This is a genomic window from Dyella koreensis (assembly GCF_044904565.1).
Taxonomy (GTDB): Bacteria; Pseudomonadota; Gammaproteobacteria; order Xanthomonadales; family Rhodanobacteraceae; genus Dyella_D; species Dyella_D koreensis.
Genome location: NZ_JADIKD010000012.1, coordinates 49,933 through 65,455, shown reverse-complemented (window position 1 = coordinate 65,455; position 15,523 = coordinate 49,933). Strand labels below are relative to the sequence as shown.

Here is a 15,523-nt window from a genome sequence, read left to right as displayed (position 1 = left end):
TGCGTGCCTCTCCTTAAATAGTCTTGCCAAGCAGAAACTCGGCGAGCGCGAAATCGCTGGCCGTTGTCACCTTGATATTGTCCTCGGCCCCTTCGACGAGCAACGGAGCGAAGCCCGCATGCTCCATCGCCATCGCCTCGTCGCTGACCTTCAATCCGCGCGCCGCGGCGGCGCGCAATGCGGCAGCCAGTTCCGCACGGCGGAACATCTGCGGAGTGAACGCACGCCAGCGCTCGTCGCGCGGCTCGGTAACCTGACTGCGGCCCGATGGATCGGCGCGCTTCAACGTATCGCGCAAGGGCGCGCCGAGCAGACCACCGCCCGCCACGGCGCCCAACTCAATAAGACGACTGATGTCGTCTGTCCGCACGCAGGGGCGCGCCGCGTCGTGCACCAGCACGAAGGCGTCATCGGCAACGTCCTCGGATAGAGCTTCAACACCGGCCAACACCGAATCGCAGCGCTCCGCGCCACCGACGGAAGTGCGTACCGGCTTGCCACCGAGCTGATCCATGCCCGGCCAGATCTCATCGTGCGCACCCAACACCACCATCAGGCCCGCAATGCGCGGATGCGCGGCAAGCCGCTCCAGCGTATGCAGGATCAGGGGCCTCCCGGCCAGCGGCAGATATTGCTTGGGAATGTCTCCGCCGACCCGGGCACCGCGCCCGGCTGCCGGAACCACACACCACAGCGACGTCATGCTCACTGCCCGCTGTTGTTGCTATTGGCCGGCGGCGCCACGCTGCTGGCCGCGCCGGGTTTCTCGACCACCTGATAGAAGGTCTCGCCCGGACGGATCAGACCCAGCTCGGCGCGGGCACGTGCTTCGACTGCCTGCTCGCCGTGCTTGAGATCGTCCACGTCCGCGCCCAGCGCCTGGTTGCGCTGGAGCAGCCGCTGGTTGTCCTCGGTCTGTTTCTTCACCGCGGCGCGCAGGGTTTCCACCTCGTGCACGCCGCCGTTGCCGGTCCACAGTTTGACCTGCAGACCGATCAGGACCAGGAGCAAGATCAGGGCGATCCAGCGCAGCATGGGCCGTTCGTTACCTCGATCAGCCCGGCAGGCTGCTCAGATTCGGGAAGGCGTTGCGGCCGGCGTAACGGGCGGCGGCACCGAGCTGTTCCTCAATACGCAGCAGCTGGTTGTACTTGGCCACGCGATCGGTGCGGCACAGCGAACCCGTCTTGATCTGCGTCGCGGTGGTCGCCACGGCGATATCGGAAATCGTGGTGTCTTCCGTTTCGCCCGAGCGGTGCGACACGATCGCGGCGTACTTGGCGGCGTCGGCCATGGCGATGGCTTCGAGCGTTTCCGACAGCGTGCCGATCTGGTTGACCTTGATCAGGATCGCGTTGGCGATCTTCTTGTCGATACCTTCGCGGAAGATCGCCGGGTTGGTCACGAACAGATCGTCACCCACCAGCTGCACCTTGTTGCCGATGGTGTCGGTCAGCAGCTTCCAGCCATCCCAGTCGCCCTCGGCCATACCGTCTTCGATGGTGACGATCGGATACTGCTTCGACCAACTGGCCAGCAGGTCGACGAACTGCGCCGGGGTGTAGATCTTGCCCTCACCTTCCAGGTCGTACTTGCCGTCCTTGAAGAATTCCGAGCTTGCCACGTCGAGGCCGAGCAGGATCTCGCTGCCGATCTTGTAGCCGGACTTGTTGACCGCCTCGAGAATGGTGTCCAGCGCTTCGATGTTGGAACGCAGGTTCGGCGCAAAGCCGCCCTCGTCACCCACCGCCGTGTTCAGGCCCTTGCCCTTCAGCACGCTCTTGAGCGCGTGAAAGATCTCGGTACCGGCGCGCAGCGACTCGGCGAAGCTCGGCAGGCCGACCGGCAGCACCATGAATTCCTGCACGTCGACGTTGTTATCGGCATGCGCACCGCCGTTGATGATGTTCATCATCGGCACCGGCAGCGCACCGGGCTTGCCGTTGGAGAGGTACTTCCACAGCGGCTCGCCACGCGCGGCGGCCACGGCATGCGCCGCCGCCATCGAAACGCCGAGCAGCGCATTCGCGCCCAGACGGCCCTTGTTCGGGGTGCCGTCCAGCGCGATCAGCTTGCTGTCCAGGCCGTTCTGGTCGGCCGCGTCGAAACCCTTGAGCGCACCGGCGATCTCGCCGTTGACGTTCGCCACCGCATTCTTCACGCCCTTGCCGAGATAGCGCGACTTGTCGCCGTCACGCAGTTCGACCGCCTCGCGCGTGCCAGTGGAGGCGCCGCTCGGCACCGCCGCGCGACCGAAACCGCCACCCGCCAGGGTCACTTCGGCTTCGAGCGTGGGGTTGCCGCGGGAGTCGAGGATTTCACGGGCGTGAATACGGGTGATTTCAGTGCTCATGCAGTTCCAATCCAGAGGTGACAAAACGAATGACAGGCGAATGTGCTGTGACGGGCAAGCCCGCGCTACGGCATCAAAGGGTATGTTCGAGGAAGCCGTGACGCTTGGTGACTGCGTCCAGCTCCATCAGGGTTTCCAACAGCGCCTCCATCTTGCCCAGCGGCCAGGCGTTCGGTCCATCGCTGAGCGCCTTTTCCGGGTTGGGATGGGTTTCAGCAAACAGGCCCGCCACGCCGACCGCGATCGCCGCGCGCGCCAGTACCGGCACAAACTCGCGCTGACCGCCCGAGCTGGCGCCCTGGCCACCCGGCAACTGCACCGAATGCGTGGCGTCGAACACCACCGGGCAGCCGGTCTCGCGCATGGCGGAGAGCGAGCGCATATCGGAGACCAGGTTGTTGTAGCCGAAGCTGGCGCCGCGCTCGCAAACCAGGATGTCGTCGTTGCCGACATCCTTGGCCTTGGCGACGACATGCTTCATGTCCCACGGCGCCAGGAACTGACCCTTCTTGATGTTCACCGGCTTGCCGGCGCGGGCCACGGCCTGGATGAAATCCGTCTGGCGGCACAAGAAGGCCGGCGTCTGCAGCACATCCACCACCGAAGCGACTTCGGCGAACGGGGTGTACTCATGCACGTCAGTCAGCACCGGCACGCCAATCTGGCGCTTCACTTCGCCAAGAATGCGCAGGCCTTCTTCCATGCCCGGTCCGCGAAAGCTGTTGCCGGAGGAACGGTTGGCCTTGTCGAAGCTGGACTTGAAGATGAAGTTGATGCCGAGCTTGCCCGTGATTTCCTTGAGCTTGCCGGCGGTATCGATCTGCAACTGTTCGGACTCGACCACACAAGGGCCGGCGATCACGAACAACGGTTGATCCAGCCCTACTTCGAACCCGCACAACTTCATGCCACGGACTCCTTGGCCAGACGCTCGCCCTCGCGCACCGTCTTGTACTCGCGCGCGGCGCGTACGAAGCCGATGAACAGCGGATGGCCGTCGCGCGGTGTGGAGGTGAATTCCGGATGCGCCTGGCAGCCGAGGAACCATGGGTGCTTCTGCTGCGGCAGTTCAACGATCTCCACCAGCAGGTCATCCATCGACTTGCCGGAAATCACCATACCCAGATCTTCGAACGACTGGCGATAGCGGTTGTTAAACTCGTAGCGATGGCGATGGCGCTCGCGCACCACTTCCTGGCCATACATCTCGCGCGCCAGCGTGCCGGCCTTGAGGCGACACTCCTGTGCGCCCAGGCGCATGGTGCCGCCCAGATCCGAGCGCTCGGTGCGCTGTTCCACTTCACCGGTGGCGGTCGTCCACTCGGTGATCAGGGCGATCACGGGATTGCCGGTATTGCGATCGTTCTCGCTGGAGTCCGCGTCGGGAAGGCCGGCGACGTTGCGGGCGAAATCCACCACCGCCGCGTGCATGCCGTAGCAAATACCGAAATACGGCACGCCATGCTCACGCGCATACCTGGCCGCCAGCACCTTGCCTTCGAAACCGCGCTTACCGAAACCGCCCGGCACCAGGATCGCATCGACCCCGCCCAGCACTTTGGCAGAGCCCTCGGCCTCGACCTGCTCGGAGTCGACCCACTGCAGGTTTACGCGCGTCTGCTGCTTGATGCCGCCATGGCGCAGCGCCTCGCCCAGGGACTTGTAGGCGTCCTTGTGCTCAACGTACTTGCCGACGATAGCGATGTTGATCTCGTCCTTCGGGTGCTCCACCGCATCCACGGTGCGCTGCCACGCGGAGAGATCGGCCGGGCCGGCATCGAGGCCGAGCTTCTTGACCACGATCTCGTCCAGACCCTGCTTGTGCAGCCACAACGGCTGCTTGTAGATGATGTCCACATCGGCCGCGCTGATCACCGCCTGCTCCGGCACATTGGTGAACAGGGCGATCTTGCGGCGCTCGCCGTCCGGCAACTGCTGCTCGCAACGGCACAGCAGCACGTCCGGCTGGATACCGATGGAGCGCAGTTCCTTCACGGAATGCTGGGTCGGCTTGGTTTTGATCTCGCCAGCCGCCTTGATGTACGGCACCAGGGTCAGATGCATGAACAGCACCTTCTCCGGACCATGCTCGATGCGCAGCTGACGAATCGCCTCGAGGAACGGCAACGATTCGATGTCGCCCACCGTGCCGCCGATCTCGACCAGCGCCACGTCGAAGCCACGGGTGGCCTCATGGATGCAGTGCTTGATCTCGTCGGTAATGTGCGGAATCACCTGCACGGTGGCGCCGAGATAATCGCCGCGACGCTCCTTGCGGATCACCGATTCGTAGATCTTGCCGGTGGTGATGGAGTTCTTGCCGGTCAGGCGGGTGTGGACGAAGCGCTCGTAGTGGCCCAGGTCCAGGTCGGTCTCCGCGCCGTCGTCGGTCACATAGACCTCGCCGTGCTGGAAGGGACTCATGGTGCCCGGATCCACGTTGATGTACGGATCGAGCTTCATCATGGTGACCGAGAGGCCACGCGCTTCCAGAATGGAAGCCAGCGACGCCGCGGCGATGCCCTTGCCAAGAGAGGACACCACACCGCCGGTGACGAAAATCAGGGGGGTCATGGGATGCAGCCGTGCTGGAAATCGGCATTTTAGCGGAGGTTGCTCCGGGCCGCGAGTGATCCGTAGAAAATTCCCGCACGGATTCATGCAATACCGCGAAAACCGCATGTGGGTGGACTGCTAGCATGAACGGATGAGCCAAGCCATTCCCTCTCGCCTCGCCGCCCTGCGACAGACCATGCGCCAGCACGGCGTTACCGCCTGCCTGATACCCAGCGCCGATCCACACCTCTCCGAATACCTGCCAGAGCACTGGCAGGCTCGCGCCTGGCTGTCCGGCTTCACCGGCTCGGCCGGCGCCCTGGTGGTGACCCAGAATCATGCTGGCCTATGGACTGATTCCCGCTACTTCGCTCAGGCTGAAAAGCAATTGGCCGGCAGCGGCATCGCCTTGATGAAACAGCGCGTGGGGCAGGCGTCTGAACATCTGGAATGGCTGCAGCAACATGTGGGGGAAGGCGAGGTGCTGGCCGCGGCCGGCGACAGCCTGGCCCTGACCACCCAGCGCCAGATCGAGCACCGCTTTACCAAGACGGGCGCCCGCTTGCGCACCGACCTGGATCTGCCGGGCGCCATCTGGACTGACCGGCCGCCGCTGCCAGCCGCACCGATAGTCGAACACGCGCCGCACTATGCCAGCGTGTCCCGCGCCGACAAGTTCGCGCGCCTGCGCAGCGCCATGCGCAAACTCGGTGCCAGCCACCACCTAGTGTCCAGCCTGGATGACATCGCCTGGCTGACCAATCTGCGCAGCAGCGACGTGGAGTGCAATCCGGTCTTCCTTTCGCACCTGCTGGTCGCCGTCGATGGGCGTGCCACCTTGTTCGTCGGCCGCGGCAAATTGAACGACGCCCTGGTCGCTGCATTGGCCGCCGACGGCATCCTGCTCGCCGACTACGCCACCGTCACCGACGCGCTGGGCGAGCTGGGCGCGAACGACAGTCTGTTACTGGATGCCTCCCGCGTAGTCAGCGCCATCGCGGCGGCGATTCCGGCAGCGGTCCGGTGCATCGATGCCCCCAACCCATCGACCTTGCACAAAGCACGCAAAGGCGAGGCGGAGCTCGACCACATTCGCGACGTCATGCGCCGCGACGGCGCTGCCCTGGTGCGCGCCTTCCGCCGCCTGGAAGAACGCCTGATCGTCGGCATGAAACAGACCGAGCTGGACGTCGACACCCTGCTGCGCGAGGAGCGTTCCGCCCAGCCCGATTTCGTTGGCGAGAGCTTCGCCACCATTGCCGGCTACCAGGCCAACGGCGCGCTGCCGCACTACCGGGCCACACCGGAAAGCCACAGCACGCTCAAACCACAGGGATTGCTGCTGGTCGATTCCGGCGGCCAGTATCTGGGCGGCACCACCGACATCACCCGTGTGCTGGCGCTGGGCGAGACCACGCCCGAGCAGCGCCGCGACGCCACGCTGGTCATGAAGGGGCTGATTGCCCTGTCCCGCGCGCGCTTCCCCAAAGGCGCCAGCGGTCCGCAACTCGATGCGCTGGCACGCGCGCCGCTGTGGGCCAGCGGCATGGACTATGGCCACGGCACCGGTCATGGCGTGGGTTTCTTCCTCAATGTTCACGAGGGCCCGCAGAGCATCCGGCCGCCGGTACCGGGCGGCGCCCTGGTCGCGTTGGAGCCTGGCATGATCACCTCGATCGAGCCCGGCCTGTACAAGCCCGGCCGGCACGGCATCCGCCACGAAAACCTGGCGGTGGTGGTGGAAGCCGACCTCACCGAATTTGGTGAGTTCTACGCATTTGAGACGCTGACTCTGTGCCCATTCGACCGCCGCGCGCTGGAACCCGGCTTGCTGAACCCCGAAGAGCGCGCCTGGCTGGACGACTACCACGCCACCGTGCGCGCCGCACTCAGCCCACTCTTGGAAGATGCCGACCTGATGTGGCTGGAGCGGCATTGCGCGCCGCTCTGACCGGAGGCCTGCAAAAGCATGCTGGCAAGGCTTACTGAAACACCCGCCGATGAATGCTTGACCCGCCGCGCCCTGCCCGGCCATGCTCCCCCGCCTTCACCGCAGGACCCCATCCTCAGGACCCCCTTCCCCGCATGAGCAGTCGCTACAACGCCGCCGACATTGAAGTCCTCTCTGGCCTTGATCCCGTCAAGCGCCGGCCGGGCATGTACACCGACACCAGCCGCCCGAACCATCTGGCGCAGGAAGTCATCGACAACTCGGTGGACGAGGCGCTTGCCGGCCACGCCAGCGCGATCGAAGTAATCCTGCACAACGATGGCTCGGTGGAGGTCAGTGACGACGGCCGCGGCATGCCGGTGGACATTCATCCGGAAGAAGGCATTCCGGGCGTGGAACTGATCCTCACGCGCCTGCATGCGGGCGGCAAATTCTCCGGCAAAAACTACAACTTCTCCGGCGGCCTGCATGGCGTGGGCGTGTCGGTGGTGAACGCGCTGTCCAACCGGGTGGAAGTCACCATCCGCCGCGACGGCAACGAATACCGCATGGCCTTCGAACACGGCGATCGCGTCAGCGAGCTCGAAATCATCGGCAGCGTGCCCAAAAAGAAGACCGGCACCACCGTGCGCTTCTGGCCAGAAGCCAAGTATTTCGATTCGCCCAAGATCTCGCTGTCCAAGCTCAAGCATTTGCTGCGCGCCAAGGCTGTGCTGTGCGCCGGCCTCAATGTGAAACTCACCGACGAAGCGAGCGGCGAAGTCGTCGAATGGCATTACGAGGACGGCCTGCGCGACTACCTGCGCGGCGAACTCGAAGGCGCCGAGGCATTGCCGTCGGATCTTTATGTGCACCACGTCGCCCGCGAAACCGAAGGCCTGGACGTCGCCCTCGCCTGGCTGCCGGAAGGCGAGCTGGTGCAGGAAAGCTACGTCAACCTGATTCCGACCGCGCAGGGCGGTACCCACGTCAACGGCCTGCGCAGCGGCCTGACCAACGCCATCCGCGAATTCTGCGACATCCGCAACCTGCTGCCGCGCGGCGTGAAGCTGGCGCCGGAAGATGTGTGGGAGCGCCTGGCTTTTGTGCTCTCCACCAAGCTGCAGGATCCGCAGTTCGCCGGCCAGACCAAGGAGCGCCTGTCTTCGCGCAACGCGGCGGCGCTGGTCGAGAACGTTGTGCACGATGCCTTCAGCCTGTGGCTGAACCAGAACGTGGAACTGGGCGAACGCATCGCCCAGCTCGCCATCGAGCGCGCCAGTGCGCGCCTCAAGGCATCCAAGCAGGTCATTCGCAAAAAAATCACCCAGGGTCCCGCCCTGCCCGGCAAGCTGGCCGACTGCACCGCGACCGATCTCAGCCGCACCGAACTGTTTCTGGTGGAGGGCGACTCCGCCGGTGGCAGCGCCAAGCAGGCGCGCGACAAGGAGTTCCAGGCAATCCTTCCGCTGCGCGGCAAGATCCTCAATACCTGGGAAGTGGAGTCCGGCTCCGTGCTCGGCTCCGAAGAAGTGCACAACCTGGCCATTGCCATCGGCTGCGACCCGGGCAAGGACGATCTGAGCGGCCTGCGCTATGGCAAGGTCGTCATCCTCGCCGACGCGGACTCTGACGGCCTGCATATCGCCACCCTGTTGAGCGCTCTGTTTTTGCGCCACTTCCCGGCACTGGTGCGCGAAGGCCATGTGTTCGTGGCGATGCCGCCGCTGTTCCGCGTCGACGTGGGCAAGCAGGTGTTCTACTGCCTCGACGAGAACGAGAAGCTGGCCATGCTGCAGCGGATCGAACGCGAGAAGATGAAGGGCCAGGTCAGCACCACCCGCTTCAAGGGCCTGGGTGAAATGAACCCCTCGCAGCTACGCGAATCTACGATCCATCCCGATACCCGCCGTCTGGTGCAACTGACGGTGGACGACGGCGAAGGCACCGCCAAGCTGATGGACATGCTGCTCGCCAAGAAACGCGCCAGCGACCGCAAGGCATGGCTTGAGGAAAAGGGCGATCTGGCAACCCTGGAAGTCTGAGAACACTGGTGTTGCTCCGGCGCCGTGATGGAAACGGCGTCGGTGGAAATCACCGCGTAGATGCAAGCGCCTCAACACGGACTAGGCAGACCACTCAGACAGGTTCTAAGGTAGCGCGCATCGACCTGAGGGCCTTTGCATGTTGACGCCACCACTCAACCTCCAGCGCTGGATCGACGAACACCGCCACCTGCTCAAGCCGCCGGTGGGCAACAAGTGCATCGTCGACGGCGACTTCATTGTCATGATCGTCGGTGGGCCCAACGCGCGCACCGACTATCACTATGACGAAGGCCCCGAGTTTTTTTACCAGCTCGAGGGCGAGATGGTGCTCAAGGTGCAGGATGACGGCATCGCTCGCGACATTCCGATCCGTGCTGGCGAGATGTTTTATCTGCCGCCGCGCGTACCGCACTCTCCGCAACGCATGCCGGAATCCATCGGGCTGGTCATCGAGCGTCGACGACTGAGCGGCGAGAAGGACGGCCTGCTGTGGTTCTGCGAGCAATGCAATCACAAGCTCTTCGAGGAGTACTTCACCCTCGAGAGCATCGAGAACGACTTCCCGCCCGTGTTCGAGCGCTTCTATCGTTCACGCGAGGCGCGGACCTGTTCGCAGTGTGGCCAACTGCACCCCGCGCCCAGCAAATACGAATCGCCGTAGCACACTAAATCACGCCACGCGCCAGCCACTTCTTCGCCATGCGGCGTAGCGATTCGTCCGCTTCGACATCCTCAGCGATATCGCGGATCGATTTCCACGCCAACGCCAGGGACTCCTCGCTGACCGCGAACACTTCACTGCCCGTCGCCCGCACCACATAACGCACGTCGTAATGCCAGTGACCCGGCTCACTGCTGCGTTCGGGAATCCAGTGGCAATCGAGGTCAAACGGCGACGGCTCCACCACGAGATCGGTCAGGCCAGATTCCTCTTCCGCCTCCCGCAGTGCTACACGCGCCAGATCGGCATCGCCGTCGGCATGCCCGCCAAGCTGCAGCCAACGCTCAAGCTTGCGATGGTGGGTCAGCAATATCCGCTCACCGTCCGCACTGACCAGCCAGGCCGAGCCGGTGAAGTGCCCAACGAGATGGCTGCGCTCGAATACTTCGGGCGCAGATTGAAGAAAGTCGGTGAACTGGGTAGCGACCGCCTGTTCTTCCGGGCGGTGAGCGGCGTAGTCGTGAAAATGGGCCAGCATGGCCCTGGAATGGTCTTGCATGACTTATGACACAGAGGAAAGGAGAGGGCCTACATCATAGCTGCGGCGCGACTTGTACCCCTCCAACCGCTCCGCTAAGGTTCGGTGCTTCCGTGCCGAACGCGCCGCCTCTGCGACGCACTAGAACATTCCTACAACTAAAAGCTGCCATTCCCGGAGGGGGGAACTACATGCTGAAGAACCTTTTTGCGACGACGTCGATTTCGGCATCGTCCGGCACAGGAGAGCTTCCTGATGTCGGGCCACACGGCGAGGCCACCCTCAAACGCGCGCTGACCGCCCGCCACCTGGTGATGCTCGGCATCGGCGCCATTATCGGCGCGGGTATCTTCGTGATCACCGGCCAGGCTGCCGCGCAGCATGCCGGCCCAGCCATTGTGCTCAGCTTTGTGCTCGCGGGCTTTGCCTGCGCGCTGGCGGCCCTTTGCTACGCGGAGTTCTCCGCGATGCTGCCGGTATCGGGCAGCGCCTATTCGTATTCGTACGCCACGCTCGGTGAGTACGTCGCCTGGTTCGTGGGCTGGAGTCTGGTGCTGGAGTACTTGTTCACTGTTGCCACTGTGGCGGCGGGCTGGTCGGGCTACTTCAACAAGCTGCTGTCGCTGATCAGCGGATGGATCGGCCACGATGTGAGTCTGCCGCAGGTGCTGGCTTCCGCGCCGTTCACCGTGGTTGACGGCCATATCCAGGCCACCGGCATGCTGATCAATCTGCCGGCCGTAGCGATCATCGCCGCCATCACGGGCCTCTGCTACGTCGGCATCACGCAGTCCGCCTTCGTCAACTCGATCATCGTGGCGATCAAGGTGACGGTGATCCTGCTGTTCATCGCCTTCGCCGCGAAGTACGTGAATCCGGACAACTGGCACCCCTTCATTCCCGCCAATGAAGGCGCCTCCAAGTACGGCTGGAGCGGCGTAGGCCGTGCCGCCGCCATCGTGTTCTTCTCGTATATCGGCTTCGATGCGGTCTCCACCGCGGCGGCCGAGGCCAAGAATCCGCAGCGCGACATGCCGATCGGCATTCTCGGCTCGCTGGTGGTGTGCACCATTCTCTACATCATCGTTGCCGGCATCCTCACCGGCATTGCCGATTTCCGCCTGCTGGGCACGCCGGAACCGGTTGCCACCGCGCTGGACAACTATCCGACCCTGCACTGGCTGCAGATCATCGTGGTGATCGGTGCGGTGACTGGCCTCAGCTCGGTGATCCTGGTGATGCTGATGGGGCAGCCGCGCATTTTCTATTCGATGGCGCGCGACGGCCTGATTCCGGCGGTCTTTGGTCGCATCCACAAGAAGTTCCGCACCCCGCATGTCGGCACGGTGGTGGTCGGCGTGCTAGCCGCGGTGCTGGGCGGCATGTTCAATATCGGCGTGCTGGGCGAAATGGTGGCCATGGGTACCCTGCTCGCTTTCGCCACGGTGTGCATCGGCGTGCTGGTGCTGCGCTATACCCGCCCCGAACTGCCCCGCGCATTCCGCGTGCCGGTGCCGTGGCTGGTCTGCCCGCTTGGCGCGCTGGCCTGCATGGCGCTGTTCCTGCAGTCCTTCGTCGAGCATTGGCGCTGGATGCTGGCCTGGATCGCGATCGGCCAGGCGATCTACTTCCTCTACGGCTACTCGCACAGCAAGTTGCGCAAGCCCGCCGCATAATCGCGTCAGAAGGCCGGCTTCGAGCCGGCCTTCTGCTTTTATTGGGCAACCATGCCCCGACGCCACGTTCCACCAGGTTCACGCATGCTCAAACAGCTTCTCGCCCGCAAGACTGATTTCTCCGACGCCGACGACAGCCACGGCGGCCCCAGCCTGCGCCGCACCCTCGGCCCATGGGGCGTCACCGCCCTGGGCATCGGCGCCGTGATCGGCACCGGCATCTTCGTCGTGACCGGACAGGCGGCGGCGGAGCATGCGGGCCCCGCAGTACTGATGTCTTTCATCCTCGCGGCGATCTGCAGCGGCTTTACCGCGCTGTGCTACGCGGAATTCGCCACGCTGATCCCGATCTCCGGCAGCTCCTATTCCTACGCCTACGCCACGCTGGGCGAAATGGTGGCTTGGTTCATCGGCTGGAACATGGTGCTGGAATACGGCATCTCCGCCTCCGCGGTAGCCGCAAGCTGGACCGGCTACTTCACCAGCCTGCTCGACCACGTCGGCATCCATCTTCCGATTGCGCTGACCGAAGCGCCGCTGGCGTTCACCAACGGGCACCTGGTAACCACCGGGCACATCATGAATCTGCCGGCCGTCGCCATCGTGCTGGCGCTGACCTGGCTTTGCTACGTCGGCATCCGCGAGTCATCCGGCCTCAACGTGCTGATGGTGGCGCTCAAGGTCGGCCTGATCATCGTGGTCGTGGTCGCTGGCTATCGTTACGTCGATCCGGCGAACTGGCATCCCTTCATTCCGGCGGAACAAGGACCGGGCAAGTACGGCTGGTCCGGCATCATGCGTGGTGCGGCGATGGTGTTCTTCGCCTATATCGGCTTCGAAGCGACATCCACCGCTGCGCAGGAATGCAAGAACCCGCAGAAGGATTTGCCGTTCGGCACCCTGGTTTCGCTGGTCATCTGTACGGTGCTGTATCTGGCGATGGCCGCCGTACTGACCGGCCTGATCTCCTACACCGAACTGGGCACCAGCGAACCGGTAGTCACCGCGATCCGTGCCCATCCAGAACTGGGCTGGCTGCGACTGGTGGTCGAGATCGGCGCGCTGATCGGCCTGTCATCGGTGATCCTGGTGATGATCATCGCTCAGCCGCGCATCTTCATGATTATGTCGCGCGACGGCCTGTTGCCGCCGGTGTTCAACCGTATCCATCCGAAGCACCGCACGCCGCATCTCAACACGCTGATCACCGGTGCCGGCATCGCCATTCTCGCCGCACTGTTTCCGCTGGATCTGCTGGCGGATCTCACCTCGATGGGCACGCTGATCGCGTTCGTGGCGGTGTGCGCCGGCGTGTTGATCCTGCGCTACACGTCACCAGAGCTGCCGCGCCTTTTCCGCGTCCCTGCCGCATGGCTCATTTGCCCCGCCGGTGTCATCAGCTGCGTGGCCCTGCTGTCTTTCATGGCCTGGTTCAACTGGCTGTTGATGATCACCTGGACCGTGATTGGCCTGGCGATTTACTTCGGCTACGGCGTCCGGCACAGCAAGCTGCGGCAACGCCTCTAAGGGAAATTTCGCCGAACCACTGGCATCTCCGTAAAAAGCCGGGCTTTTTCTTCAAAAAGCCCGAAATAACCATCTATTCCCGAAAGTCGGTAATTCACACTCATTGCTGACATGGAATCACGAATTGTCGCGTAACTCATTGTATTAAATGAATTTAACGAGACTTTTTCGGGATTTTTTTCACCGCCGACCGCCCCAACCGCCCCCGCCGGGAGTATGATCTTCAGTCCGTGGGTTGATCACTTGGCAGTGGGCCCCGGATTGCCGCCCGGCGCGTCAGGCGGGTCAGCTCCTCGGCCTGACGCGTCTGGGCAGCATCTTCTCCTTCCGGCAGATCGTCCGATCGCCGATGACTTTCATCGTTGCTCTTCTTTCGCGTCGCACGCCATCGGCGACGTCTGTCTGTGCGTAAGCGACGCGCAAAAAGAAAGGCCGGCATCTCAGCCGGCCTTTCTTTTTGCGACGAATGAGCGTCGTCAGGCTTTCTTCGGTGCGTGCGATACGCACCAGCCCTTCGCATTCACCGACTTGCCCGGGAACAGCTGACACGGGCCGTAACCACCGGCGCCGCCGGAGTAGAACTGGCAATTGGCGCAGGTATCACCCGGCTTGCGCTTGGCATCCTTGGTACTGCCGGCGTCTTCGACATAACCCAGCGCCTTCGCGGTCGGATCGGACTCCGCTACATGCGGCAGATCGGCAGCGCGCGCAAAACGCGGCAGGGTTCCGATTGCCACCGCGGCTGCAGCCGTTCCTGCGGCAGCCTTGAGAAAGCGGCGACGCGATTCGATATCTTTTTCTTGCGACATTGGCCAAACCTCCGTCTTGGGACATCTTCGCCACACTCTGCGGCGAATCCGGCGTCCATGGTAACCCTCCCAGCGAAATTCATCCTGACTTGCGAGAATGGCTCGCATTCGAGAAAAGCCGCGCTGGGGCCGCATGCTATAGTCACGCTCCATTTGGACGTCCATTCCGCATGAGCCAGGTCCTTCCCGCCACGATTTCCCCTGCCCTGTTCGCCGAGCGCGCCGACGCGATCGCCGATGCCGCACGCGAACTCGCCGCGGCCGGCTGGACGCCCGCGACCAGCAGCAATTTCTCCATGCGTCTCGATGCGGAGCACGCCGCCATCACCATCTCCGGCCGCGACAAGGGCAAGCTGGGCCGCAACGACATCATGCTGATCGATATGCATGGCAAGGCCGTCGGCACCGATGCACGCCCGAGCGCGGAGACCGATCTGCACACGCAGATCTATCGCCGTTATCCCGAGATGAATGTGGTGCTGCACACCCATTCGCGTACCCAGAGTGTGGCCTCGCGCCTGTTCGCCAAAGAAGACGTGATACGCCTCGAAGGCTGGGAACTGCAGAAGGCTATCGCCGGCCAGACCACGCACGATGCCGAGATGGTTATCCCGGTATTCCCCAACACCCAGCACATGCCGGAACTGGTTGCCCAGGTCGACGCCTGGCTGGATTCGGGCAAACCGCTGCACGCTTATCTGATCAACGGCCACGGCATCTATACCTGGGGCCGCGACATGGCCGAGACCCGCCGCCATCTGGAAGCCCTGGAATTCCTGCTGGGTTGCGAACTCGATCTGAGGAGATTGTCCGCATGAGCCGTCTGCGCATTTTCGACGACCAGCAGCCACAGGCTCCGCTGGCCACGCACACCGACCACACCGCGATCGCCGCCGAGCTGAAAAAGGTCGGCGTGCGCTTCGAGCAATGGGATGCCAGCCAACCCGTCGCGCCCGGCGCCAGCCAGGACGAAGTCATCGCGGCGTACCGCAGCGACATCGATCGCCTGATGACCGAAGAGGGTTACCAGGCCGTCGACGTGATCAGCCTCAAGCCGGATCACCCGGAACGCGCCACCCTACGCCAGAAGTTCCTCAGCGAGCACACCCACAGCGAGGACGAAGTGCGTTTCTTCGTCGCCGGCGCCGGCCAGTTCACCCTGCACATCGATGGCAAGGTCTACGACGTGCTGTGCGAACAAGGTGACCTGATCGGTGTGCCGGACGGCACCCGCCATTGGTTCGATATGAGCGAGGCCCCGTACTTCGTGGCCATTCGCCTGTTCACCAACAAGGACGGCTGGGTCGCCAATTTCACTGGCGAAGACATCGCCCAGCATTTCCCCCGCATGACCCCGCACACCTCGGCCACGGCCGCCGCCTGACCCATTTCCCGGGATGTGAACCAGCCCGGGGAAACCTCGCC

General features: G+C 63.6%; 14 protein-coding genes. 7 read left to right on the top strand and 7 right to left on the bottom strand.

The genetic code is table 11. From position 1 onward, the window contains the following. Window positions 1-13: 13 nt before the first annotated feature. The 5 genes from ispD to ISS97_RS15640 all read right to left on the bottom strand — a co-directional run bounded on the left by ispD (window position 14) and on the right by ISS97_RS15640 (window position 4,927). Complete coding sequence (gene ispD / locus ISS97_RS15660) at window positions 14-709, bottom strand: 2-C-methyl-D-erythritol 4-phosphate cytidylyltransferase (RefSeq protein ID WP_379983682.1); 696 nt, start codon at window positions 707-709, stop codon at window positions 14-16. Further along, window positions 706-1,035: a cell division protein FtsB gene (gene ftsB, locus ISS97_RS15655; protein WP_379983683.1), complete on the bottom strand. Its 330-nt coding sequence runs from the start codon at window positions 1,033-1,035 to the stop codon at window positions 706-708. The genes ispD and ftsB overlap by 4 nt, the downstream gene beginning before the upstream one ends. Before the next feature lie 19 nt (window positions 1,036-1,054). Beyond that, window positions 1,055-2,353 (bottom strand): phosphopyruvate hydratase, encoded by a 1,299-nt coding sequence (gene eno / locus ISS97_RS15650; protein ID WP_379983684.1) that lies wholly within the window; start codon window positions 2,351-2,353, stop codon window positions 1,055-1,057. Between the two features lie 73 nt (window positions 2,354-2,426). Next, a complete protein-coding gene (gene kdsA, locus ISS97_RS15645; RefSeq protein WP_379983685.1) occupies window positions 2,427-3,260 on the bottom strand; it encodes a 3-deoxy-8-phosphooctulonate synthase in 834 nt (277 codons plus the stop codon). Next, window positions 3,257-4,927 (bottom strand): CTP synthase, encoded by a 1,671-nt coding sequence (locus ISS97_RS15640; RefSeq protein WP_379983686.1) that lies wholly within the window; start codon window positions 4,925-4,927, stop codon window positions 3,257-3,259. Before ISS97_RS15640 ends, kdsA begins: the two co-directional genes overlap by 4 nt. Window positions 4,928-5,060: 133 nt before the next feature. Between ISS97_RS15640 and ISS97_RS15635 the strand changes: the two genes are divergently transcribed. The 3 genes from ISS97_RS15635 (at window position 5,061) to ISS97_RS15625 (ending at window position 9,548) form a co-directional block, all read left to right on the top strand. After that, complete coding sequence (locus ISS97_RS15635) at window positions 5,061-6,860, top strand: M24 family metallopeptidase (RefSeq protein ID WP_379983687.1); 1,800 nt, start codon at window positions 5,061-5,063, stop codon at window positions 6,858-6,860. 134 nt (window positions 6,861-6,994) lie between these two features. Beyond that, window positions 6,995-8,884 (top strand): DNA topoisomerase IV subunit B, encoded by a 1,890-nt coding sequence (parE, locus tag ISS97_RS15630; RefSeq protein ID WP_379983688.1) that lies wholly within the window; start codon window positions 6,995-6,997, stop codon window positions 8,882-8,884. A 139-nt stretch (window positions 8,885-9,023) separates the two neighbouring features. Continuing rightward, entirely contained in the window at window positions 9,024-9,548 is a 525-nt protein-coding gene (locus ISS97_RS15625; RefSeq protein ID WP_379983689.1) for a 3-hydroxyanthranilate 3,4-dioxygenase, read from the top strand. A 4-nt stretch (window positions 9,549-9,552) separates the two neighbouring features. On the opposite strand, the gene ISS97_RS15620 is transcribed toward ISS97_RS15625, so the two are convergent. Continuing rightward, window positions 9,553-10,086 carry an NUDIX hydrolase gene (locus ISS97_RS15620; protein WP_379983690.1) on the bottom strand — a complete coding sequence of 178 codons (534 nt, stop codon included), beginning with the start codon at window positions 10,084-10,086 and terminating at the stop codon, window positions 9,553-9,555. A gap of 191 nt (window positions 10,087-10,277) precedes the next feature. Between ISS97_RS15620 and ISS97_RS15615 the strand changes: the two genes are divergently transcribed. Both ISS97_RS15615 and ISS97_RS15610 read left to right on the top strand, forming a co-directional pair. Beyond that, window positions 10,278-11,762, top strand: coding sequence for an amino acid permease (locus ISS97_RS15615; protein WP_417323430.1), 1,485 nt, complete (start codon window positions 10,278-10,280; stop codon window positions 11,760-11,762). Between the two features lie 84 nt (window positions 11,763-11,846). Then, on the top strand, window positions 11,847-13,289 hold the full coding sequence (locus ISS97_RS15610) for an amino acid permease (protein WP_379983691.1): 1,443 nt from the start codon (window positions 11,847-11,849) through the stop codon (window positions 13,287-13,289). 476 nt (window positions 13,290-13,765) lie between these two features. Here ISS97_RS15610 and ISS97_RS15605 read toward each other — a convergent pair whose 3' ends face one another. Continuing rightward, on the bottom strand, window positions 13,766-14,098 hold the full coding sequence (locus tag ISS97_RS15605; RefSeq protein ID WP_379983692.1) for a high-potential iron-sulfur protein: 333 nt from the start codon (window positions 14,096-14,098) through the stop codon (window positions 13,766-13,768). Window positions 14,099-14,268: 170 nt separating this feature from the next. Here ISS97_RS15605 and ISS97_RS15600 point away from each other — a divergent pair, with 170 nt between their 5' ends. Beyond that, a complete protein-coding gene (locus tag ISS97_RS15600; protein ID WP_379983693.1) occupies window positions 14,269-14,916 on the top strand; it encodes a methylthioribulose 1-phosphate dehydratase in 648 nt (215 codons plus the stop codon). After that, the gene (locus ISS97_RS15595) at window positions 14,913-15,482 is read left to right on the top strand and encodes a 1,2-dihydroxy-3-keto-5-methylthiopentene dioxygenase (protein ID WP_379983694.1); all 570 of its coding nucleotides are present in this window, start codon (window positions 14,913-14,915) and stop codon (window positions 15,480-15,482) included. Before ISS97_RS15600 ends, ISS97_RS15595 begins: the two co-directional genes overlap by 4 nt. Window positions 15,483-15,523: the final 41 nt, after the last annotated feature.